Origin of the sequence: Zhongshania aliphaticivorans (assembly GCF_001586255.1) — a bacterium.
GTDB lineage: Bacteria > Pseudomonadota > Gammaproteobacteria > Pseudomonadales > Spongiibacteraceae > Spongiibacter > Spongiibacter aliphaticivorans.
The window spans coordinates 755,846-777,513 of the sequence record NZ_CP014544.1 but is presented as its reverse complement, the minus strand read 5'-3'; the positions used below and the strand labels follow the sequence as shown (position 1 = coordinate 777,513).

At 52.0% G+C, this 21,668-nt stretch carries 19 protein-coding genes and 1 other RNA gene; 8 read left to right on the top strand and 12 right to left on the bottom strand.

Annotated elements, in window-relative coordinates; all coding sequences use genetic code 11:
- Positions 1 to 59 precede the first annotated feature (59 nt).
- From carA to grpE, 6 genes are all read right to left on the bottom strand, one after another.
- Entirely contained in the window at positions 60 to 1,199 is a 1,140-nt protein-coding gene (gene carA, locus AZF00_RS03415; RefSeq protein ID WP_008250487.1) for a glutamine-hydrolyzing carbamoyl-phosphate synthase small subunit, read from the bottom strand.
- A gap of 286 nt (positions 1,200 to 1,485) precedes the next feature.
- Positions 1,486 to 2,292 carry a 4-hydroxy-tetrahydrodipicolinate reductase gene (gene dapB / locus AZF00_RS03410; RefSeq protein WP_040803655.1) on the bottom strand — a complete coding sequence of 269 codons (807 nt, stop codon included), beginning with the start codon at positions 2,290 to 2,292 and terminating at the stop codon, positions 1,486 to 1,488.
- Between the two features lie 18 nt (positions 2,293 to 2,310).
- Entirely contained in the window at positions 2,311 to 3,687 is a 1,377-nt protein-coding gene (locus tag AZF00_RS03405; protein ID WP_008250482.1) for a YihY/virulence factor BrkB family protein, read from the bottom strand.
- Positions 3,688 to 3,788: 101 nt separating this feature from the next.
- Positions 3,789 to 4,919 (bottom strand): molecular chaperone DnaJ, encoded by a 1,131-nt coding sequence (gene dnaJ, locus AZF00_RS03400; protein ID WP_008250480.1) that lies wholly within the window; start codon positions 4,917 to 4,919, stop codon positions 3,789 to 3,791.
- A 181-nt stretch (positions 4,920 to 5,100) separates the two neighbouring features.
- On the bottom strand, positions 5,101 to 7,026 hold the full coding sequence (gene dnaK / locus AZF00_RS03395; protein WP_008250477.1) for a molecular chaperone DnaK: 1,926 nt from the start codon (positions 7,024 to 7,026) through the stop codon (positions 5,101 to 5,103).
- Between the two features lie 120 nt (positions 7,027 to 7,146).
- Positions 7,147 to 7,743 carry a nucleotide exchange factor GrpE gene (grpE, locus tag AZF00_RS03390; protein ID WP_008250476.1) on the bottom strand — a complete coding sequence of 199 codons (597 nt, stop codon included), beginning with the start codon at positions 7,741 to 7,743 and terminating at the stop codon, positions 7,147 to 7,149.
- A gap of 192 nt (positions 7,744 to 7,935) precedes the next feature.
- On the opposite strand from grpE, the gene recN reads away from it, so the two are divergent.
- Positions 7,936 to 9,600 carry a DNA repair protein RecN gene (gene recN / locus AZF00_RS03385; RefSeq protein ID WP_008250474.1) on the top strand — a complete coding sequence of 555 codons (1,665 nt, stop codon included), beginning with the start codon at positions 7,936 to 7,938 and terminating at the stop codon, positions 9,598 to 9,600.
- A 241-nt stretch (positions 9,601 to 9,841) separates the two neighbouring features.
- Here recN and fur read toward each other — a convergent pair whose 3' ends face one another.
- On the bottom strand, positions 9,842 to 10,258 hold the full coding sequence (fur, locus tag AZF00_RS03380) for a ferric iron uptake transcriptional regulator (protein WP_008250472.1): 417 nt from the start codon (positions 10,256 to 10,258) through the stop codon (positions 9,842 to 9,844).
- A gap of 76 nt (positions 10,259 to 10,334) precedes the next feature.
- On the opposite strand from fur, the gene AZF00_RS03375 reads away from it, so the two are divergent.
- The gene (locus AZF00_RS03375) at positions 10,335 to 10,748 is read left to right on the top strand and encodes an outer membrane protein assembly factor BamE (protein ID WP_081482665.1); all 414 of its coding nucleotides are present in this window, start codon (positions 10,335 to 10,337) and stop codon (positions 10,746 to 10,748) included.
- On the opposite strand, the gene AZF00_RS03370 is transcribed toward AZF00_RS03375, so the two are convergent.
- From AZF00_RS03370 to AZF00_RS03360, 3 genes are read right to left on the bottom strand one after another with little or no spacing between them, the layout of a single operon-like run.
- Positions 10,749 to 11,063, bottom strand: a complete 315-nt coding sequence (locus AZF00_RS03370) for an RnfH family protein (protein ID WP_008250469.1) — start codon at positions 11,061 to 11,063, stop codon at positions 10,749 to 10,751. It lies immediately after the preceding gene.
- Complete coding sequence (locus tag AZF00_RS03365) at positions 11,053 to 11,487, bottom strand: type II toxin-antitoxin system RatA family toxin (protein WP_008250467.1); 435 nt, start codon at positions 11,485 to 11,487, stop codon at positions 11,053 to 11,055. Before AZF00_RS03365 ends, AZF00_RS03370 begins: the two co-directional genes overlap by 11 nt.
- Before the next feature lie 17 nt (positions 11,488 to 11,504).
- Positions 11,505 to 12,875, bottom strand: coding sequence for a sodium-dependent transporter (locus AZF00_RS03360; protein ID WP_008250465.1), 1,371 nt, complete (start codon positions 12,873 to 12,875; stop codon positions 11,505 to 11,507).
- Between the two features lie 88 nt (positions 12,876 to 12,963).
- On the opposite strand from AZF00_RS03360, the gene smpB reads away from it, so the two are divergent.
- The 3 genes from smpB to AZF00_RS03345 are packed head-to-tail and all read left to right on the top strand — an operon-like array spanning position 12,964 to position 14,621.
- Positions 12,964 to 13,443 carry an SsrA-binding protein SmpB gene (gene smpB / locus AZF00_RS03355; protein ID WP_008250462.1) on the top strand — a complete coding sequence of 160 codons (480 nt, stop codon included), beginning with the start codon at positions 12,964 to 12,966 and terminating at the stop codon, positions 13,441 to 13,443.
- Positions 13,444 to 13,466: 23 nt separating this feature from the next.
- Entirely contained in the window at positions 13,467 to 13,964 is a 498-nt protein-coding gene (locus tag AZF00_RS03350) for a SixA phosphatase family protein (RefSeq protein ID WP_008250460.1), read from the top strand.
- Positions 13,965 to 13,997: 33 nt separating this feature from the next.
- Positions 13,998 to 14,621 carry a class I SAM-dependent methyltransferase gene (locus AZF00_RS03345; protein ID WP_008250459.1) on the top strand — a complete coding sequence of 208 codons (624 nt, stop codon included), beginning with the start codon at positions 13,998 to 14,000 and terminating at the stop codon, positions 14,619 to 14,621.
- Positions 14,622 to 14,637: 16 nt separating this feature from the next.
- Here the strand turns inward: AZF00_RS03345 and ppk1 are convergent, their stop codons facing one another.
- Positions 14,638 to 16,746, bottom strand: a complete 2,109-nt coding sequence (gene ppk1, locus AZF00_RS03340; protein WP_008250456.1) for a polyphosphate kinase 1 — start codon at positions 16,744 to 16,746, stop codon at positions 14,638 to 14,640.
- A 158-nt stretch (positions 16,747 to 16,904) separates the two neighbouring features.
- On the opposite strand from ppk1, the gene ppx reads away from it, so the two are divergent.
- Positions 16,905 to 18,416 (top strand): exopolyphosphatase, encoded by a 1,512-nt coding sequence (gene ppx / locus AZF00_RS03335; RefSeq protein ID WP_008250454.1) that lies wholly within the window; start codon positions 16,905 to 16,907, stop codon positions 18,414 to 18,416.
- A gap of 35 nt (positions 18,417 to 18,451) precedes the next feature.
- Positions 18,452 to 18,813: a transfer-messenger RNA gene (gene ssrA, locus AZF00_RS03330) on the top strand.
- Between the two features lie 282 nt (positions 18,814 to 19,095).
- Here ssrA and AZF00_RS03325 read toward each other — a convergent pair.
- Positions 19,096 to 20,286: an ISL3 family transposase gene (locus AZF00_RS03325; protein WP_062382734.1), complete on the bottom strand. Its 1,191-nt coding sequence runs from the start codon at positions 20,284 to 20,286 to the stop codon at positions 19,096 to 19,098.
- A 93-nt stretch (positions 20,287 to 20,379) separates the two neighbouring features.
- On the opposite strand from AZF00_RS03325, the gene AZF00_RS03320 reads away from it, so the two are divergent.
- Positions 20,380 to 21,597, top strand: a complete 1,218-nt coding sequence (locus tag AZF00_RS03320; protein WP_040803650.1) for a tyrosine-type recombinase/integrase — start codon at positions 20,380 to 20,382, stop codon at positions 21,595 to 21,597.
- The last annotated feature ends 71 nt before the right edge of the window (positions 21,598 to 21,668 follow it).

Genomic DNA, 21,668 nt, shown 5'->3' with positions numbered 1-21,668 from the left:
CGTCAGACTCCCGACGCCAGACTAGCAAAATCGCCTACAAAACCGCGAGGCCGGACTTTCTACTCAGCCTGCTTAGAGGCTTTAATCAAATCTATAAACTGATTAAACAAGGGCGCAATATCATGGGGGCCCGGACTCGCTTCAGGGTGACCCTGAAAACCGAATGCGGGGATATCGGTGCGCCGAATTCCCTGTAGCGATCCATCAAACAATGATTTGTGGGTCACCTCCAAATTTGCGGGCAAGGAGGCTTCATCTACAGCAAAACCGTGGTTTTGACTGGTGATGTGTACAACCTTGGTCGTCAAATCTTGCACCGGGTGGTTGGCGCCGTGGTGACCAAATTTCATTTTGACGGTTTTTGCACCAGAGGCCAAAGCCAACAGCTGATGACCTAGGCAAATACCGAACACCGGCAATGCCGTTGCTAGAATTTCTTTAATTGCCGCAATCGCATAATCGCAGGGCTCTGGATCACCAGGACCATTCGACAGAAACACGCCGTCGGGCTTCATCGCCAACACGTCGGCAGCCGGTGTTTTGGCTGGGACAACCGTCAGGCGGCAACCGCGATCGGCGAGCATGCGCAGAATATTGCGCTTTACGCCAAAGTCGTAGGCTACAACATGGTAGGGCAATTCAGCATCAGTCATGCTGCGGCTGCCTTCACCAAGCTGCCAGCTGCTTTCGCGCCATTCATACGATTCGGCGGTAGTCACTTCTTTCGCCAAATCCATGCCTTTCAGACCGGCAAAGTCTTTAGCGAGCTGAAGGGCCTTAGCTTCGTCGATATCGCCAGCCATTAAGCAACCACCCTGCGCACCCTTGTCACGCAAAATACGCGTGAGGCGACGGGTGTCAATGTCGGCGATGCCGACAATATTGCGGGCTTTTAAATAATCAGAGAGGCTTTGTTCGCTGCGAAAGCTGCTAGCCGTCATGGCCAGGTCGCGAATAACCAAGCCCGCAGACCAAATTTCAGCCGCCTCTTCGTCTTCGCTGTTCACACCGGTATTACCGATATGGGGATAGGTAAGGGTTACGATTTGGCGGGCATAAGAGGGATCCGTCAAGATCTCCTGATACCCTGTCATCGCGGTATTAAACACGACCTCGCCAACCGAATGCCCTTCGGCACCAATAGCGATGCCCCGGAATATGCTGCCGTCTTCGAGGGCAAGTATGGCTGGAACCGTCAAGACTACCTCCTGGATCAAACTTGCGGCCGAGAGTTGCCACCGACATACTCGCCGGAACGACAACCAAAGAACCACAGAGGAAAATACGCGTGCAAAAAAGCGAGATGAAGACGTACTTCACCTCGCTCCTTGCGGGGATACGGAGCTTATTAAGCTCGGCACCCTAATCTGATGCGCGATTTTACGCGAAACCACCCCCGCTCGTCCACCGCAATAAATACCAGCAATAGCGAGCTTAGCGTCGTTTCAGGCCAAAATCTGACCTCTAGCGCGCGAATACCACGTCTTACTTAAGACCTAGCACATCCTGCATATCGTAACGGCCAGCCGCTTGCGCGCTCACCCATGCCGCCGCACGCACTGCGCCACGCCCAAAAGACATCCGCGAGCTGGCTTTGTGAGTAATTTCAACACGCTCGCCCTCAGCAAAGAAGGACACCGTGTGATCACCCACCACATCGCCGCCGCGCACCGTGGCAAAGCCAATGGTCTCGCGCTCGCGGGCGCCAGTTTGGCCCTCGCGACCGTACACCGCGACCTTTTCCAAGTCTCGGCCCAAAGCATCGGCCACCACATGCCCCATACTTAAGGCCGTGCCCGACGGCGCGTCTATTTTATGGCGGTGGTGCGCTTCTACAATTTCAATATCAACGTCATCACCCAAGACCCGCGCCGCCATATCCAGCAATTTAAAGCACAGATTCACACCAGTACTGAAATTAGACGCCTGGCAAATCGCAATCGGGGCAATAGCCGCTTCAAGCTCGGCTTTTTGCTCAGCATTAAAGCCGGTGGTGCCAATAACCATGGACTTACCGGCGCCACCGCACAAGCGAGCATTCGCCAGAGTAGCCGCTGGCACCGTAAAATCGATCAGCACATCAAAATCGTCGAGCACAGCACTCAAATCACCCACAAGAGTGACGCCACTTTTGCCCAAGCCGGCCAACTCACCTGCATCGGCGCCAATCAAGGAACTCTCTGGGCGCTCAATCGCCGCTGCCAATACGCAAGCCTCATTGAGGGCGATAGCCTCAATCAGAATCTTCCCCATCCGCCCGGCGGCGCCCGTTACTGCTACCCGTACTGTCATAGTCTCACCACACTCAATTTAATTGTTCTTGCCAGCCTCAGCGCTATCAGGCGCCGAACCGTCATCTTCAATTGCCATATCCCGCACACTGGTCGCCGCCAAAGCAGCGTCCAGAGCATCATCAATCGCTTTAGCCACCGCCGCCACGCCGTGCACTGGTCTGCGCGGCGCACCCAAACCCAGCATTGAGGCATTGCCTTCACTGCGCACGGCATCAATGACTTGCTTTAAACTGGTTTTTTCAAGCGGCGCATTCGGTAAATAACGGGCTGGCTCTTCACTATTTTCGGTGATTAGACCAGCCTCCTTCAGCGCTCGCAACACCTTAGTCACGCCCTGAATCTGAACGCGCAAACGCAACACAAAATCACTGGCCGAAAAGGGCTTACGCGACTTGTAATGACGCTCAGCAATCACCCCCATAATTTGCAGGGCCAAAACCTCTCGCTGCTTAATACTTAAATCACCGCTGCGCCGCGTTGGCGCAACATACTCAGGATGCTGAACGTAAAATGCCACACTGCTACCCACCAGCAAGATGAGCCAACTGATGTACATCCACATCATAAACAAAATGAGAATGGCAAAGCCCGAATAAATTGCATACGTTCCGCTACCACTGGCCGACACCACCACACTGCCAAAGCCCCAGCCCAAACTTTGAAACAAGAAGCCAGACACCACCCCGGCAATCAAGCCCGCCCGAACGGTCACGCGAGTGTTAGGAATGAACATATAAAAGAAGCTAAAGGCCGCAATGATCATTAAATAGGGCGCAGCTTCGGTGGCAAAGGTAATTAAATACTGCATGAAAGGCAGCTGATGACTAATAGCCTGCACAAAGCTGCCACTCAGCACACTGGCTGACAAACCAATCGCTGAGAACACCAATAGCGGCCCGATCAGCATCACACTGCCGTAGTCGGCGAAGCGACGACCAATACTGCGGTGCTGATCTAAACGCCAAATATAATTAAAGGTGGCCTCGACTTTCTGAATAAGTGAAATCGCGGTGTAAAACAATAGCGCCACACCAAAGGTACCAAGCACGCCGATTTTAACGTTATCGATAAAGCCGATGATTTTGTCGGTAATCTCCACGCCCTGCGCACCCATCGGCGCCAAAAACTGCAACATAATCGGCTGCAACTGCTTATTGTGCATACCAAAGGCTTTGAGCACCGAAAAACTCACCGCCATCATTGGCACCAGCGACAGCAAGGTGGTGTACACCAAACTCATGGCGCGCAGGGTTAGCTCACCCTTGGCAAGATCATCTAGCACCACGTACACATAGCGCAGCAAGTGAATCAATTTGCGGCGCGGCGCAGAATAGTCCGCGACCTTCTCAGACCACAGATAATTGGCAACGAATTGATTTAGGGTCTTATCCATACTTATTTCCGCGGCTTTTATATGCAGCTCAGAATGGAGAAAAACAGAGGGGAAGTCGAGGGCCGATTCAGCAAATCAGCCCTCGAGCAAGATTGATGAAATCAGATTTTCATATCATCAAAAAAGGTTTTTACACCGTCAAACCAGCTTTTTGCGCGAGGCGACTGCTTGTCGTCACCAGCAAGACTCGCCTGCAGCTCTTGCAATAGCTCTTTCTGACGCTTGTTTAATGACACCGGTGTTTCAACGGTCACTTTGCAAATCAGATCGCCAGTACTGCCACCGCGCACAGGGGTAATACCCTTGCCACGCAAACGGAAAGATTTTCCGGTTTGGGTTTCTGGCGGTATTTTAAGCTTAACCCGACCTTCTAGAGTCGGCACATCCAGCTCACCACCCAGCGCCGCATCGGCAAAACTAATTGGCACTTCGCAGTGGAGGTTTTTGCCATCGCGCTTAAAGATCGCGTGGGGCCGCACCTGCATTTGCACATACAAATCGCCCGCTGGACCGCCATTAGGACTGGCCTCACCTTCACCGGTCAAGCGAATGCGATCGCCGGTATCAACGCCTGCAGGCACCTTCACTGACAGGGTCTTGGTCTCTTCAACGCGACCCTGACCGCGGCAGCTAGTGCAGGGGTCGGCAATGATGGTGCCAGAGCCGCGACAGTGCGGGCAAGCCTGCTGCACAGCGAAGAAGCCCTGCTGCATACGCACCTGACCAACACCGTTACAGGTACTACAAGTGACCGGCTTACTACCCTTTTTCGCGCCACTACCATCACAGGGCTTACACGCAACCAGTGTTGGAATGCGAATCTTGGCCGTGGAGCCGTGTACCGCCTGCTCCAGATCAATATCGAGGGTGTAGCGCAGGTCAGAGCCACGCTGCGGGCCGCGCTGACGACCACCGCCACCACCGCCAAAAATATCGCCAAACACATCACCAAAGATATCGCTAAAGCCGCCAGCGCCTCCGCCACCACCGCCAAAGCCACCACCTGCATTAACGCCCTCATGACCAAAACGATCATAGGCCTCACGCTTTTCCTCGCTAGACAACACTTCGTAGGCCTCGGTGGCCTCCTTGAAGATATCGTCCGCCTTGGGATCTTCGGGGTTACGGTCGGGGTGATTCTTCATCGCGATACGACGATAGGCTTTTTTAATATCCTTGCTGTCTGCGTCGCGGGACACGCCCAGAATTTCGTAATAATCTCGTTTTGACATAGCTTCGCTTCACGCTAAACGGGAGGCAGGAGACGCCTTTTAAAGTGTCACCCACTACCCCTATAAATGATTCTACCTCTCATGCCAAACGGGAGATCGCAAAACACGCTGACCTTGGCCTTTGCGTCTTCCGTCTCCCGTCCAGCGTTACACTCAAGCGAGGCACGGCCTCGCGTTAAGCTTACTTCTTGTCGTCGTCTTTCACTTCTTCAAACTCAGCATCGACTACGTCATCTGCGCCGCCAGCTTGAGCAGACTCGGCGCCGCCGTCAGCCTGCGCCTGCGCAGCTTGCTCGGCATACATTTTCTCAGCCAAACCACCAGACGCCTCAGTCAGCTTCTTGGTCGCAGCTTCAATCACCTCAACGTCGTCGCTCTTAAGCGCTTCGTCAACTTCGGTCAGCGCTGCTTCGATAGCCGCTTTCTCTTCGTCAGAGGCCTTATCACCAGCTTCTTCCAAAGTTTTGCGAGTGGCGTTAGCCATGCCTTCAGCGGTGTTGCGCGCTACAACCAGCGCCTCGAACTTCTTGTCAGCTTCAGCATTTGCTTCAGCGTCGCGCACCATTTGTTCGATCTCTTCATCGCTCAAACCACTTGAGGCGGTGATGCGAATAGACTGCTCTTTGCCGGTTGCCTTGTCTTTAGCAGACACATGCAAAATACCGTTGGCATCGATATCAAAAGTGACTTCGATTTGCGGCAAACCACGTGGCGCAGGTGGAATGTCGGCCAAGTCGAAACGACCCAGCGATTTGTTGGCGCTGGCTTGCTTACGCTCACCCTGCACGACGTGAATCGTTACAGCAGACTGATTATCCTCTGCGGTTGAGAACACCTGTGATTTCTTAGTAGGAATCGTGGTGTTTTTCTCAATCAGGTGCGTCGCCACACCACCCATGGTTTCAATACCCAGGCTCAGCGGAGTAACGTCAAGCAGCAGTACGTCTTTCACTTCGCCAGACAGTACCGCGCCCTGCAGGGCAGCACCCATGGCAACAGCTTCGTCAGGGTTTACATCGCGACGCGCTTCTTTACCAAAGAACTCAGTTACCTTGGTTTGCACCAAAGGCATACGAGTCTGACCACCAACCAAAATAATTTCGTCAATTTCAGATGCAGACAAACCAGCATCTTTCAGAGCCACCTTCATTGGCTCTAGTGAGCGAGCAACCAAATCGCCAACCAGTGATTCCAGCTTAGCGCGGCTCAACTTCACAACCAAGTGCTTAGGACCAGTCGCATCTGCAGTGATGTAAGGCAGATTGATTTCAGTCTGCTGGCTAGAAGACAGCTCGATTTTGGCCTTCTCTGCGGCTTCTTTCAGACGCTGCACAGCCAGTGAATCGCCTTTCAGGTCGATGCTGTTTTCTTTCTTGAACTCTTCCGCCAAATAGTCGATCAGGCGCATATCGAAATCTTCACCACCTAAGAAGGTGTCGCCGTTAGTCGACAGCACTTCAAACTGGTGCTCGCCATCTACCTCAGCAATTTCAATGATCGAGATATCAAAGGTACCACCACCTAAGTCGTATACCGCAATGGTGCGGTCGCCCTTAGACTTGTCCATACCGTAGGCCAATGCCGCTGCAGTAGGCTCGTTGATAATACGCTTTACGTCCAGACCAGCAATACGACCAGCGTCTTTAGTCGCCTGACGCTGAGAGTCGTTAAAGTAAGCAGGCACAGTGATAACCGCTTCGGTGACTTTCTCACCCAAGTAGTCTTCAGCGGTTTTCTTCATTTTCTTAAGAATTTCCGCAGAAATTTGCGGTGGCGCCATTTTCTCGCCTTTCACTTCTACCCACGCGTCGCCGTTATCGGCTTTGCAGATATTGTAGGGCACCATCTTAATGTCTTTTTGAACCACGTCGTCTTCAAAGCGACGACCGATCAAACGCTTCACCGCATACAGGGTGTTATGCGGATTGGTGACGGCCTGACGCTTTGCGCTCTGACCAACCAGAATTTCTTTGTCTTCAGTGTAAGCAACAATCGAAGGAGTGGTGCGTGTACCTTCTGCATTCTCGATAACCTTAACTTTGTCGCCATCCATAACAGCAACACAAGAGTTAGTGGTACCCAAATCTATACCGATTATTTTACCCATGTTAAATCTCCGATTTACCTAGTCGCCACTTTTGGCGAACACTATGTCTTGTTGTCAGATATTGGCCCTTATCCACATATTTCAAGGGGACATAGACCATTTTTTACACAATTTTAAAAATTATTCCGGGGCTTTAGCGACCACCACCATGGCGGGACGCAATAAGCGGCCATTCAAAGTGAAACCCTTCTGCATCACATCCATCACTGAATTTGGCTCGGCATCGGGGTTTGGCACCATGGCCATGGCCTGATGAAACTCAGGATTAAAGGGTTCACCCACCGGATTGAGCTGCACCACATTGTGACGAGCCAAAGCGTCGAGCATCGACTTATGCGTCAGCTCCACGCCTTCGATCATCGGTTTTAAGGATTCATTATCCCTATCGGCGGATGCCAAGGCGCGATCCAGGTTATCGGCCACCACCAGCATATCGCCAGCAAACTTCTCCAAGGCAAACTTGCGAGCGTTTTCCGCGTCTTTCTCGGCGCGGCGGCGGATATTCTGAGCATCAGCAACGGCGCGCAGCGCCTGCTCTTTCGCGTCAGCGGCAGCCTGCTTAGCCTCGTCTAGCTGAACTTCAAGGCTTTTTTCTTCAGTCGGCGCAGACGCCTGCTCAGCCTCAGCTCCATCTAGCGCATCTTGAATCTCGCCAACAATCGCTTCTACTTGAGCATCCTCATCTTGCGATGCTGATTTATCCTGATCTTCTGCCACGTAAACTGCCTCCTACACGCCTATACACTTGCGGCAGCATGGCCGCGCTGACTGGGATATGGGGCTGTAGCAAACAATTTCAAGGCAGGCGTAAAAAAAATTCAGCACCTTATTTACCAGCGCTTGCTCAGCCACAGTATTTTACTGTATAAATATACAGACAATTTCCCACACCTACCGTGAGAGAACATTATGCTGAGCCACCTTCATATCAGCAATTACGCCATAACCGAAAGCCTCGACATTGAACTGCACCCCGGCATGACCGTACTCACCGGCGAAACTGGCGCAGGCAAATCCATTATGCTCGACGCCTTGGGCCTCGCCCTTGGCGACCGCGCTGACGCGGGCATTGTCCGCCCCGGCGCAGACCGCACCGACATTCACGCGCTATTTGAAATCAGCCAAATCCCGGCCGCCGCCGCTTGGCTAACAGCCCACGATTTCGATGGTGACAACGAATGCCTGCTGCGACGCGTGATCACCAGCGAGGGGCGCTCCCGCGCCTATATCAATGGTCAACCTGTCACCCTGCAAGATGTCCGCGAATTCGGCAGTTTATTAATAGATATCCACAGCCAGCACGCCCACCAATCACTATTGCAAAAGCCTTATCAGCGCGAATTGCTCGACGCCTTTGCGGGCACCACCGCGCTCGCCCAACAGGTTAGCGAGCACTGCGCCAACTACCAGCGCAGCAGCAAGACCCTTGCCGCACTTGAAAGCAACGTAGCGGAACAAAACGCCCAAGAACAATTACTTAGCTACCAACTAGAAGAATTGAACCGCCTCAACCTTCAGCCCAATGAGCTAGAAGAGCTCGAAAACCAGCAAAAGCAACTGGCCAATGCCGAGCAGATCCTCGCGGCCAATCACCACAGCTTACAGCTATGCCGCGAGGGCGAGGTCAATGCCATGGGCATACTCCATCAAGCCCTGTCCTCATTAAATAGCAGTCAGCACCGCTGCGCCGCCCAAGAAAATGCCGCCCAATTAATGGAGAGCGCCCGCATTCAAATTGAAGAGGCCGCGCGCGAGCTGCAAAATGTCATCGACAGTGTCGAGCTAGACCCTGATCGCCTAGCAGAAACCGAGAGCCGTCTGGACGCCATTTACCAAACGGCGCGCAAGCACCACCTACAAGCCAGCGAACTCCCAGCCCTGCACGCATCACTAGCAGAGCAACTCGAAGGCCTGAATGCCAGCGACGAAAAGCTAGAACAGCTCCGCGCCGAGCAACAAGAATCATTAAAAGCCTACAATGACAAAGCCGCCAAGCTCAGCGACAAACGCCGCAAAGCCGCCGCCACAATGAAAAAGCGGGTAGAAGAACAGCTGCGCGCCCTAAGCATGAAACACTGCGAAGTCGACTTTGCCCTGCACGCCCTTAGCGACGAACCCCACAGCTGTGGCAGAGAAGAGGTTGAAATCCTCATTAGCACCAACCCAGCCGCGGCCAAAGGCCCATTAAACAAAATCGCCTCAGGCGGTGAGCTATCGCGGATCAGCCTCGCTATACAGGTGGTCACCGCCCAAGTTGCCGCAATACCCACCATTGTCTTTGATGAAGTCGACGTGGGCATTGGTGGCGCCACCGCCGAAATCGTTGGCAAACTGCTAAAAGAACTCGGCCAACGCAGCCAAGTACTCTGCGTCACCCACCAACCCCAAGTGGCCAGCCAGGGCGACCACCACATTCGCGTGCAAAAAGTAGGCGACAAGAAACACCTCCGCACCGAACTAGAGTCGCTCAAAGACGAACAGAAGATTGACGAGATTGCACGGATGTTAGGCGGTATCGCGATTACCGAGAATACCCTGGCACATGCGCGGGAGATGCTGGGGGTAAGGCATTAAGCGGGAGATGCTTGATCTCGGGGTGCGGTATGCTTGACGGGAGACGGGAGACGCTAAGTCAAAAGCAAGTTTTCGCGTTCGCAGCATCTAGCATGCGGGGCTCACGATATTACGTGTCGGACATTAAACGAATCATCATACATGGGACGTCAGACTAGCAATTTCGGCTCAGTGGCAAACGGGAGAGGCAAAAGCGGATTTTGCGTCTCCCGTCTAGCGTCTCCCGTTCAGCATTAAAGCGTTACGCCTTCTTCGGCTTCACATACAAAACCAAGCTGTGATCAACCAGCTCATAGCCGCGCTCGGTCACCAGTTGACGCTGACGCGCTTCAATGACGTCGTCGCAAAATTCAATGACTTCGCCGGTTTCTAGGCACACGATATGATCGTGATGATCGCCTTTTTCAAGCTCAAAAACCGAGTGGCCGGCTTCAAAATTGTGCCGAACCACCAAACCTGCAGCTTCAAACTGGGTGAGTACACGGTAAACCGTTGCTAAACCTACGTCCTCGCCAGACTCCATCAGCGCGCGATAGACATCTTCTGCACTGAAATGCTGATTATCGCTCTCAGCCTGTTCCAGTAACTGCAGAATTTTGACACGAGGCAAGGTAACTTTGAGCCCTGCTTTGCGGAGCTCTTTATTTTCTATAGACATGTGCCTTGGACCTTAGCGTTGCGGTGGGGATTGCGTTATTATCCCACGCCTCTGTAAGCGATTGGAACCCTTTAGCATGTATAGACGATTTGCCACAGCATGCCTGCTTGTATTACTGGCAGCATGTAGCTCCCTGGAATTCCCCGGTGTGTACCGCCTGCCTATTGATCAGGGCAATATCATTACGCCGGAAATGGTCGATCAGCTTAAAGTCGGCATGAGTCGCAGCCAAGTTGAATACATAATGGGAACGCCAATGGTGCGTGACACCTTTAGCCCCAACCGCTGGGACTATATCTACACGCTAAACAAGCCTGACGAGCCCAAAGAACGTCACCAGTTAACCGCCTACTTTGACGGCGACACTCTGGTGAAATTCACCACTGACGTCAAACCAAGTGACGTTAAGCCCTTAGAAACAGTGCCTGCGCCAAGTGGCGACGGCACCGCAACTGACCCCGCTACAGTGCCAGCACCGGTTGCTGAATAATTATTCAGCGGCCTTGCGGGCCTTTACTTTGGCGGCCCGCTGCTTGCGCACTTCTTTTGGATCAACAATTAAAGGTCGGTAAATTTCTACCCGATCACCATTTTTCAATTGCTGCTCCTCGGGTTTGCTCACACCTTTACCAAACACCCCCAAATCGACACTGTTCAAATCCAGCTCAACAAACTGCTTATCCAGCCCCGACTGCATTGCCGCTGCCCTAACCGTGGTGCCCGCAGGCAATTCTAGGGCCACAATGCGCTGCTTGTCTGGTAGCGCATAAGCCACCTCGACATGAATCGTTTTATTATTTTCCATACTGTGCATTTGCTCGCTTCACTAGGGCGTCCACTAAATTATTGGCCACCGAATTAAATAATTGCTTGGTTGCCGCCCCCACCAAACTGTTTGCCAAGACAAAATGCAAGTGCAAACTTACCTTGCAAGCCTCGTCACCCAAGGCGAGAAGTGTCCACTCCCCGCGCAAGTCATCAAAGGGGCCATCGACCAATTTCAAGCTAACACTACGGTTATGCTTTAATTGGTTGCGTGTAATGAAGCTCAATTTTATACCCGCTTTCGCCAAATCTAAACGGGCTTCCATTAGGTCTTCACTACGGCTGAGCACTTCTGCACCCACACAGCCATCCATATACTGAGGGTAGGACTCAACATCGTTAATGAGCTGGTAAATGATGCCTGAGGAATAAGGCAATAGCGCACTGCGCCGAATTTCGGTCATTCTACTTTCCAATAATGTTACGCAGTCACTCGCAAATAGAGCCCTACCACGAGCACCAGCAATATTGCAGGGGGCGCAATATACCGCAACAGGGCCTGCCAAATCCAAAAAAACACCCCTTCAAACCAGCCTTCTCGCACGCCGTAAACAAGCTTTGGCACCCGCCACGCGGCAAACAGCACAAAACACCAGGCCGACAGCGGCAGCAAAACATTGGCCGACACGATGTCTACCCACTCCATAAAACTGCGCGATAACCAGCGCAGCTCACTGAATGGCGCCAAGGAGGAAATGGCTAAATCGCCGCAAATTAAAATCAAACTCCCCGCCGTCACTGCGGCCAGAGGCCGCCAAAAGGCCCAACGCTCAACCAAATACGCCACGGTCGGCTCCATTAACGCCACCACCGTCGTCAACGACAAAATACCCAACAGCAGAAAAAAGGCGGTACCCGCGATGTCGCCAAACACCAAATTACCAAAACTAAACGGCAAGCTTATAAAGAGCAGCGCGGGGCCGCTCCCCGGCACAATATGCTGATCAAACACCAAGGCCAAGATTGCCAAACCGGCCAAAATCAATACCCCAGCATCAATAATGACCAAGGCAAACAGCTGCCGAGTAATAGATCGTCCCGAGGGGAAATACGCGCCGTAAGCCATCAGCGCGCCAGTGCCAATGCACAATGTATAAAAAGCATGCTGCAAAGCAAAAAAGCCGCCACGCCAGCTTAAATCATCCATTCGCAGGGTGAACACCCACTTCACCGCAGATGCAAAATCACCCAGTGCATAGCTGTAATACACAATACTCAGTAGCGCCAATAGCAAGACCGGTAACAACACCCGCAAAAGCCCCGCCATGCCCCGCACCACATTCAGCGCCGACAGCCCTATCGCCAGCAACACAAACAATCGCTGCCAAAAACGCATAACGTCAGGAGCTGCTAATAAGTCGGTAAACTGCCCTGCCACCACATCTAAGCTAGCGCCATCCATCACGCCGGTGGCCATTTTGCCGATATAAACCAATAACCACGCCGACACCACCGCGCCATTGGCCGCCAGCAACAACGCCGTGACGCTGGCAATTTGCGTCACCAAAGACCAATGCTTACTCGCCTTGGCATAATGCGCCAGCTGATCCACCGCGTGAATGGGGTTACCCCGCGCCCGCACCGCAATACGCACCTCGGCCACGGCTATCGGCAGCATCACCAACAGCACACAAGCCAAATAAATAATCAGAAACGCCCCGCCACCGTTGTGCCCTAGCTCTTGCGGCGTGCGCCAAAAATTGCCTAAACTGACCACCAAACCGGTGGCAGCAGCCAGAAATGTCCAGCGGCTAGACCAGATACCCTGTATTTTTCGTTTCTTTAAGGCCATATGCCGTCAACATCAATTTTTGCAAAGCAGCGGTCTTTTTACCTGACCCCAATAGGTTTTGCCAGCAACTCCCTCTATAATCGCCACCATGAGTAAAAACAAAAGCAAAAGCCCTAGCGGTACGATCGCCTTAAACAAAAAGTCGCGGCACGACTACACCCTTACCGACAAGTTTGAAGCTGGCCTGGTATTACAGGGTTGGGAAGTTAAAAGCCTGCGACAAGGTAAGATTCAGATCGTCGACACCTACGTAATCCTCAAAGATGGCGAGGCATTTCTGCTTGGCGGCAATATAACGCCACTGCCCAGCGCGTCTACGCATTTCGTCACCGACCCAATTCGTACCCGCAAGCTCTTGCTTCACAGCAAAGAACTGCGCAAACTGGAAGAAGCTGTCCAGCAAAAAGGCTATACCTGCGTATGCACGGCCTTATATTGGAAAAAGCACATGATCAAAGCTGAGATTGCTTTGGCCAAGGGTAAGCAAGACCACGACAAGCGCGAAACCGAAAAGAACCGCGATTGGGAACGTCAAAAAATGCGCATTGTGCGCGACCATAACACCTGACCCGAGCTAGCTAGCCAACGCCAATGAAAACTCTTTATTTGTTACGTCATGCCAAATCCGGTTGGGATGACGACCAGCTCAGTGATGCTGAACGCCCCATTACCAAGCGCGGCAAGCGAGATTGCCAACTGATAGCCAGCGAAATCCAGCGTCGCGAACACCTCTTCAAATACGTTTACTGCAGCACCGCAAAGCGCGCTCAGGAAACCCTCAAACGTTTTCAAGCCGACGCCAGCGTATTTGACGACGCCACCATTACCCTCGACGAAGCGCTTTACACCTTCGAAGCACCTAAATTGCTCGCGTGGATAAAAGAACTGCCGCAGGCGCAAAATCACGCCGTGATTATTGGTCACAACCCTGCGCTAGCCGATCTCGCCAATTATTTATACGACGGCAAAATCAGTCACGTTGGCACCTGTAGCTTTATGGAGCTGGAAATCAATATTGAGTACTGGGATCAACTCCGTGCCGACAGCGCCAAACTCATCGAGATTATTCGCCCAAAACAATTCCGCTAACTCGACCAATCAAGCATAGGATGCGACTCAACAATGGCCGATAATCCGGTTTTAAAAGACATTAGTATTGTTAACGACGTTCTTATTCTCAAAAAGCGCCACAAGCTAATCCGCAAAATGCAGCGCAACCTGCCCGGGCCAGAAATACACGGCTACCAAGTGTGGGGCTCCTCCTTCCTTATCATGGACTACCTGCTCGAAAACCCACCCAAAAAGCGCAGCAAGATAACCGAAATTGGCTGTGGCTGGGGTATTCTAGGCATATCTTGCGCCCAACACTTCAAGGCCAAGGTCACCGCCATCGACGCCGACGAACACGTATTTCCGTATCTTGAGGCCCACGCCTTACTCAACGACGTCAAAATCAAAACCCGCACCGCCCGCTACGAACACCTAAAAACCGAAGAGCTGCAAGGCCATAGCCTAATGCTAGGCGGCGACATTTGCTTTTGGGATACTCTGGTTAAGCCCTTGTTTTCTGCCATTAGTGCGGCGCGCGACGCCGGCGTTGGCAAAATTATTATTGCCGACCCCGGTCGCCCACCCTTTCACAAGCTAGCTAAGCGTTGCCAAAAAGCTTTTGGCGCAGAGCTGATTAGCCGCGAAATACGCAAGCCTAAAAAAATCAGCGGCGAGCTACTGATTATTTCGCAATAGCGACTAGCTAGCCGCCTTATTTTTTGTGTTTCTTCTTCAGCTTGCTTACCCGAGGCCGGTAGTCCAACTTTGCCAAACGCGGCAGCTTTCCGGTGCTGAGAAATTTATGGGTTTGGCCTTGGGAGCGAATTTTACCACCACTCTTTTTCCGCGCCCGAAAACCATTGCTCTGCGACGCATCAATAATCCGCGCCTTCACATTGTCGGCCCACTGCAAATCAATAATCGACTGCAACATTTTTTGCAGGGTTTTGCTGTAAATAGGGCAGGTTACCTCTACCCGAAAATCGATATTCCGCGTCATTAAATCAGCCGAGGAAATTAAGTAGCGGGGCTCGCCTCCATTCCTAAAAATATACACTCGGGGGTGCTCTAAAAAGCCATCAACAATGCTAATCGCTTCAATATTCTCACTCAAACCGGCCAAACCCGGCACCAGCGAACACATACCACGCACAATTAAACGCACTGGCACACCCGCCGCACTGGCCTCGTACAGTAAATCAATTAACTCGCGGTCGACCAGATTATTGCACTTAAGCGTAATACCACACTCATCGCCCTTCTTAGCATTTTGTATTTCTGTTTTAACCAAGCCCAATAAGCGCTCGCGACTATTGAGTGGCGACACCCCTAAGTGATGAAACTCGTGGCGCTTGTAATTGTAAGCAATAAAGTCAAAAACCTTAGCCACTTCATCGCCAATGGCTTGATCGTAGGTCAGCAAACTAAAATCGGTGTACACCGTGGCCGTCTTTTCATTGAAATTACCCGTGCCGACATGGGTGTAAAACCGTTGCACGCTGCCCTCTTGGCGCACAATCGAAATCAATTTGCTGTGCACTTTTAAGCCCGGCACCCCCAAAATAACGTTTACACCGCCGTCAGTTAAACGCTGCGACAAAGCGATATTCGCCTCTTCGTCGAAACGCGCCTGCAACTCAACTACCACGGTGACTTCTTTGTGATTTGCCACCGCATTAAGCAGCGCATCAACCACATGAGAATTCGACGCCACCCGGTACAAGCTTGCTTTAATGCTTTTAACCGCCGGATCAATGGCAGCGGTTTTCAGCAAATCGGTCAGGTAATTAAAGCTGTGGTAAGGGTAGTACAGCAGAATATCCTGCTCGCGCAGACAGCTTAAAATATTGGCGGCCTGATCAATCACCGGCACCGGAATGGTCGGCAGGGGCTTGGCGTCTAAATACGCAGGGCCTAAGTTCGGAAAGCGCATGAAGTCTTTGGAGTTATGGTAACGACCACCGGGAATCATCGAGTCTAATTTACCCAAGCCCATGCGCTTGACCAAATAATCTAACAAATCGTTGGGCATCGCCGCATCGTAAACAAAGCGCACTGGGTCGCCTTTTTTCCGGCGTTTGAGGCTCTGGGTCATTTTTTCTACAAAGGTGTGGGTAACCTCTTCACTCAGCTCCAACTCCGCGTCGCGGGTTAGCTTAATGGTGTAGGCATCGGCCGTCTCCAGCGGAAAAATCCCCCTAAACACCTCAGGCAAACACACCCGAATCATATTCTCGAGCGCTATTAACACCTTGCCGCGCTTACCCTTACGACCGGGAATCCGAATAAAACGATCTAGCCGCGCAGTGGGAATTTCTAACAGCGCAAAGCGAGTCTGCGACTCGTAACCCAAACGGATAGCTAGATAAATAGACGACTCATTCAATTCAGGGATCGGGTTGGCATCATCAAGAATAATAGGAATGAGTTCTTGCTGAATATGCGAGTGAAAATACGAGCGCACATAGTTTGTTTGCGCCTCGTCTAACTGCTTTTCATTAATAAGGTAAATTTTACGACGGCGCAGCTCTTTTAAATTTTCCCGATACACCACATCAAAGCGCTGCTGCAGTTTCAGTACTTTCTGACGTATCTCTTCCAACAGCGCCTTATACTCATCTTGCTTAGACGCAACAGAAAACGCGGCCAAACGCCGCACATCTGCCACCCGCACCCGGAAAAACTCATCTAAATTATTCGAGAAAATACCCAAATAGCGAATACGCTGAATAATTGGCACCGAGGGGTCGGCAGCCTCCTGCAATACCCGCTCATTAAATGACAACCAGCTCAATTCTTTGGCAACCCACGTACTGTCCACGCCCTGCCTACCCCTCTGTTAATCCCTTAAATTAATGTAACAAAAAAAATACACGCTAGTGTAGCCACCGCTCATGTCATTTTTATGACAACAGCCTAGAGTCGATTTTAAGCCCCCCAGCCGATACACTGTGCAGCCAACAGGGAATTCATACTACCATGGCTCAAAACAGCGACTCTTACGCGGCACTCGACCTAGGCTCTAATAGCTTTCACCTGCTTATTGCCAGCTTTAGTGACAACAAAATTCGCGTCATCGACCGCCATAAAGACATGGTTAGATTAGCCGCAGGTCTCGACGACGACGGCCGCCTCAGCGACGAAGCCCAAGACCGCGCCCTCGACAGCCTTGCCAAAATGGCCGACCGCCTGCGCGGCGTGCCTCGGCGCCAAATACGCGTAGTGGGCACTAACACACTGCGCGCCGCCAGCAACGCCGCTGAATTTATGGCCAAAGCCGAAGCGGTACTCGGGCTGCCCATCAATATTATCTCGGGCACCGAAGAGGCCCGTCTCGTCTACCTAGGTGTGGCCAACGATTTTGCCCCAGAGCAAAAGCACCGCCTTGTTATCGACATCGGCGGCGGCTCAACCGAACTGGTGGTGGGCAATAACACCCCCCGCCAACTCGAAAGCCTACCCATGGGCTGTGTCAGTTTCAGTATGCGCTACTTCAAAAATGGCGACATCAACGAGAAGTCCTTTAAAAAGGCCGTAAATGCCGCCAGACAAATGATCGGCCCCTACGTAGAACCCTTTCGCGGCCATTGGCAAGAAGCCGTTGGCTCCTCTGGCACCATTCGCAGCATTGGCAAAATTCTCGCCGAACAAGAACTCAGCGAAGCGGGCTATATCTCTGCCGACGGCCTAGAAAAACTCAAAAACCAAGTACTTAACGCAGCTAATAGTCGCGACCTAAATATAAAAGGCCTCAGCGAAGATCGCCGCGACGTCTTTGTGGGGGGCTTTGCCGTACTCTACGCCCTATTCGAAGAACTCGGCATGGATGGCATACACGTCTCCGCCTATGCCATTCGCGAAGGTATTGTGCACGACCTTGCTGGCCGCCTCCACCACCGCGACAAGCGCGAAGACACCATAAAGCAACTCATTAGCCAATACAGCATTGACGAGGCCCAGGGCAATCGCATTGCCGAACTCTGCGCGCGCTGGCTACCCGCCGTGGCCGACCACATCACCACCCCCGACACCGAGGCAGGCCCCCTGCTGCGCTGGGCCGCCCAGCTCCACGAACTCGGCCTCGCCATTGCCCACGGCAGCTACCACAAACACGGCGCCTATATACTCGGCAACGCCGACATGCCCGGATTTTCTCGGCAAGAACAAGCCCGCCTCAGCTTTTTGGTAGCCAACCACCGCCGCAAACCCAAACCGGTAGGCAACCCCAGCTACGGCGTAAGCGCCGACTGGCCACTGGTTTGCGTGCTGCGCTTAGCCTGTATTTTTTATCGCCGCAGGCAGACCAAACAACTCCCCGCCAACATCACCTTAAGCAGCAAAGACGCCAACAAACTCTGCGTCAACATCCCCGAAGACTGGCTGCTCGCCAACCCCCTTATTGCCGCCGACTTAGAAGACGAAGCCGAACTGCTCAACAAAAGCTTAGACATCAAACTCAGCATCCAGCAAAACCACAGTGAACAATCCTAGCCGGACACAGTCCAAAAGAGTACAATCACCGATCTGGGGCCGATTTGGATTCGACGCCGGTTACAAAACTTCTGGTGCATGCCGTGATGACAGCCAATCACGTTAATCCAAAGCTGTAAACCTAATAGTTGCCAACGACGACAACTACGCTCTAGCCGCTTAAACCCCGGTTAGCGGTCGCTACCAGATGCTTGTAAATGGGACGCGACTGTCATATAGAACAAGCTAGCGAGTAAGGTATGTCTGAGACCGAGCCGCGAAACACTTAATCAGAATCGCTAATTACGTCCTGCCCGTCGGGCTGTATGCAGCTAAATTAATTGACGGAAACCAAGCATGTGAAGAGCCATAAGCAGCGGACTGGCGGACGCGGGTTCAATTCCCGCCGGCTCCACCAAAAAATCTTCCGAAATTGATTCCGGAAGGCCTGAAACCCCAGTATATCTGGGGTTTTTTGTGTCTGAATGATCCACAGGATGCCGAGGGGGGCCATTGCTATCCAGTATATTATGGGGGCACAATTGGGGGCATAAATGGATACCACAAAACAGGGGCTCTACCCCATTATCGGGGGATAGCACTCATCAAACCCTGTTAATCACTCCGTCCCACCCGCAGTGGGCCAGCACTCTCATCCTGTAATTTTCGGCTCTACCCCATTATCGGGGGATAGCACTCATCAAACCCTGTTAATCACTCCGTCCCACCCGCAGTGGGCCAGCACTCTCATCCTGTAATTTTCAAAGTTTCTAAAACCATACGCTCGTCGTGTCATCATTTCCATTTTGTTGTGGAAGCCCTCAGTTATTCCGTTACTTTTACTAAATCGCCACATGGCCACAATGGGCTTCAACCAGGAGCGCAATGTGTTAGCTAGCGCTCGTAGCGGGCTCTCAGCTAGCTCATCAAGCAATTTCATGAATACCGGCAACTTGATGCTGGCTTTCTTGCGCGTCAGGGTCTTGAGCAACACAAATCGGATTAATCGTTGCTTGGCCACATACAGTGCTTGCAGCACTGGGTACTCAGCCAAATACTGCATAAGGTTGGCGTGCTGCTCATCCCGCAAATTCCATTGATGGCGACGCATTAAACTGATCAAACCGCGGTTCTTTCTGCCCTCAGGATCATGCTGCTTCCAGACACTTAAAAAGTGCTGGTTAATAAGCCTGACCACATGGAATCGGTCAGCCACGATCGCGGCATTGGGAAAGTAGCGGCGGGCAATGCTGCGGTACGTTTCCGAGAGATCCATCACCACAACCTGAACGCGCTCTCGTCCCTCAAGGGCCTTTAAATAGCGGCGCAAACTCAATTCTGATCGTCCTAGTTGGACATCAAACACTTTGTGATTCTTGAGGTCGGTAAGCGTGGTCGCATAACCCTTTTTACGGGTAAAGAAATGCTCATCTATCCCTAATACGCGAGGGCAATATCGGCGATCCCCCTCGGAACGCTTTTGCTTAATATGGTGCTGATACCAACGCTCTACCGTCGCTGGGCTGATTTGATGGGTTCGAGACAACTTGCGCTGCGTTACACCGCCATCGTGGGCTTCGAACACTTCCAGTCGATAGGCTTCTGAAGCGCGAAAACGCGGACGAATACCGGTAAAGGCGTGACGAAAATAGCGCTTACACTCCTGGCAATGGTACTTGGGTACTCGAAGGTGCAAGGTCATCACTTGATTCCCCTGACGAGTGTGCTTCACCGTCCTGAGATGCGTGGCTTTAATCCTCAGGCCATTGCCCTGACAATGCTTACAAGGCGGCCTGTGCACAGGCTTTGCCCAGACTTCGATCCCTTTCCTGCGGACTACCCGTTCAATCTCAAGGCCAGGTATGCCTATAATTCTTCCTGCGTGGGACATCGGTATTCTCCATCAAACTGTTTCTTCGCAAATTCAGTTTAATGAATGCCGGTGTCCCCCGTTAATGATGAAGAGCCAAAACAGGTGCCCCAAATGCCCCTAACAGACACCGCAGTTAAACAGGCTAAGCCAAAAGAAAAAACCTACCGCCTAAGCGACGAAAAAGGCATGTACTTGGAAGTCACCCCTAAAGGGCAAAAGTACTGGCGCATGAAGTACCGTATCGGCAAACAAGAGAAGCGGCTTTCGATTGGCGTCTACCCCACAGTCTCACTCAAGAAAGCGCGCCAGATTCGCGAGCAAGCAAGGCAACACCTCCTCGACGGCATCGACCCCTCTGGCCTAAAGCAAGCTAGAAAGCTCACCAGCGAATTAGCTTCAGAGAACTGCTTCAAGGTTGTTGCTCTTGAATGGTTTGCCAAAAAGAAGCCGATATGGGCAGAAAATCATTGGACTAAAGTCGAGAGAATGATGACACGAGACTTATTTCCCTACCTTGGCGCTCGACCTCTAAATGAGATCACCCCGCCTGAGCTATTAGCAGTACTGCGAAAAATTGAAAGCCGTGGCGCGCTGGAGTCAGCAAAGCGAACAAAACAGATAGCTGGCCAGATATTCCGGTATGGTGTGGCGACAGGTCGATGCGAACGCGATGCATCCCAAGACCTTACTGGCGCCCTAGCCAATCCTATAAAACAGCACCGCGCAGCGATAACGAATCCAAAAGAAGTTGGCCCCCTGCTAAATGCCTTAGACGGCTACCAAGGCACAACTGTAGTTAAAGCCGCCCTCAGCCTAGCCCCACTTACATTTGTCCGCCCTGGCGAATTACGTAAAGCTAAGTGGGCAGAAATCGATTTCAATAAAGCTGAGTGGCGATACTACGTTACCAAAACCAAATCTGACCACATAGTTCCCCTATCCCAACAAGCTATTGCCATACTTACTGAACTTCAACCGCTAACCTGCAACAGTGAATATGTCTTCCCTGGCGCGAGATCACTTAGCCGCCCGATGAGTGACAATGCTGTACTCTCAGCCATGCGGCGCATGGGTATCGAAAAGGATGAGATGTGTGGCCATGGCTTCCGCGCTATGGCGAGAACAATCCTAGATGAAGAGCTACATTTTCGCCCAGACTGGATTGAACACCAGCTAGCCCACTCAGTAAAGGACGTTCACGGCAGGGCCTATAACCGAACTGCCCACCTAGCTGAACGCAAAAAAATGATGCAAGCTTGGGCTAACTACCTTGACACGCTGAAAATTCAAGCATCAAGCAGCAACGTAATAACAGCAAGCTTTGGCTAGTTCCTTTTGCGGAAGGATCCGCAACGCATATCAAATCTAACCATAAAACGACCACCCCTAAAAACTTGAGG

Bases quoted from the DNA above. Each gene is read 5' to 3' on its own strand.
- dapB (WP_040803655.1), bottom strand. From the start codon at position 2,292: ATGACAGTACGGGTAGCAGTAACGGGCGCCGCCGGGCGGATGGGGAAG.
- AZF00_RS03405 (WP_008250482.1), bottom strand. From the start codon at position 3,687: ATGGATAAGACCCTAAATCAATTCGTTGCCAATTATCTGTGGTCTGAG.
- dnaJ (WP_008250480.1), bottom strand. From the start codon at position 4,919: ATGTCAAAACGAGATTATTACGAAATTCTGGGCGTGTCCCGCGACGCA.
- dnaK (WP_008250477.1), bottom strand. From the start codon at position 7,026: ATGGGTAAAATAATCGGTATAGATTTGGGTACCACTAACTCTTGTGTT.
- recN (WP_008250474.1), top strand. From the start codon at position 7,936: ATGCTGAGCCACCTTCATATCAGCAATTACGCCATAACCGAAAGCCTC.
- fur (WP_008250472.1), bottom strand. From the start codon at position 10,258: ATGTCTATAGAAAATAAAGAGCTCCGCAAAGCAGGGCTCAAAGTTACC.
- AZF00_RS03375 (WP_081482665.1), top strand. From the start codon at position 10,335: ATGTATAGACGATTTGCCACAGCATGCCTGCTTGTATTACTGGCAGCA.
- AZF00_RS03370 (WP_008250469.1), bottom strand. From the start codon at position 11,063: ATGGAAAATAATAAAACGATTCATGTCGAGGTGGCTTATGCGCTACCA.
- AZF00_RS03365 (WP_008250467.1), bottom strand. From the start codon at position 11,487: ATGACCGAAATTCGGCGCAGTGCGCTATTGCCTTATTCCTCAGGCATC.
- AZF00_RS03360 (WP_008250465.1), bottom strand. From the start codon at position 12,875: ATGGCCTTAAAGAAACGAAAAATACAGGGTATCTGGTCTAGCCGCTGG.
- smpB (WP_008250462.1), top strand. From the start codon at position 12,964: ATGAGTAAAAACAAAAGCAAAAGCCCTAGCGGTACGATCGCCTTAAAC.
- AZF00_RS03350 (WP_008250460.1), top strand. From the start codon at position 13,467: ATGAAAACTCTTTATTTGTTACGTCATGCCAAATCCGGTTGGGATGAC.
- AZF00_RS03345 (WP_008250459.1), top strand. From the start codon at position 13,998: ATGGCCGATAATCCGGTTTTAAAAGACATTAGTATTGTTAACGACGTT.
- ppx (WP_008250454.1), top strand. From the start codon at position 16,905: ATGGCTCAAAACAGCGACTCTTACGCGGCACTCGACCTAGGCTCTAAT.
- AZF00_RS03325 (WP_062382734.1), bottom strand. From the start codon at position 20,286: ATGTCCCACGCAGGAAGAATTATAGGCATACCTGGCCTTGAGATTGAA.
- AZF00_RS03320 (WP_040803650.1), top strand. From the start codon at position 20,380: ATGCCCCTAACAGACACCGCAGTTAAACAGGCTAAGCCAAAAGAAAAA.